This window comes from Xanthobacter tagetidis (assembly GCF_003667445.1).
GTDB lineage: Bacteria > Pseudomonadota > Alphaproteobacteria > Rhizobiales > Xanthobacteraceae > Xanthobacter > Xanthobacter tagetidis.
Window position 1 is genome coordinate 1 of record NZ_RCTF01000086.1, and the last position, 502, is coordinate 502.

Consider the following 502-nt stretch of genomic DNA (forward strand, 5'->3'; position numbering starts at 1 on the left):
TGCACCAGGCGATCACGACGGGCGATGAGAGCGGCATCGCGAAGTGGGAGACGGAACGGCTGAAGATCGCGCGTAACGTGGTCAGCACGACCGACACCATGACAAAGCTTGCCGTAACCTCGTCGCCGCTGATGCATACGGTCCGCGACGCTGTGCTCGGCCTGGTGGGGCACGTTCCCGCGCTGGGCCATGCTGTCGCGCGACGGCTCTCGGAGATCGATAACAGGTAGATTAGGGTCCGTTCCAGCATCTGGACCCCGAAAACTGGATCCCCGCATCTGGATCCCGAGAACTGGTTCCCACCATCTGGGTGCCCCATTCATGACGGTTCCATCGACATGAGTGGGCCTTGCGCTATGAATCTGGATCCCACTCATGACGATAAGGCTGTCATGAATGGGGCATCCGGCTGGTTCGCGCTATGAACCTGGATCCCACTCATGACGATAAGGCCGTCATGAATGGGGCACCCGGCATCCGGCTGGTTCGCGCTATGAATCTG

The 502-nt window shown here is 60.2% G+C and carries 1 protein-coding gene; it reads left to right on the plus strand.

The window, feature by feature from the left end:
- The coding region (locus D9R14_RS22775; protein ID WP_210210904.1) for a hypothetical protein at nucleotides 1–230 on the plus strand (230 nt) is incomplete at its 5' end.
- Between the last annotated feature and the right edge of the window lie 272 nt (nucleotides 231–502).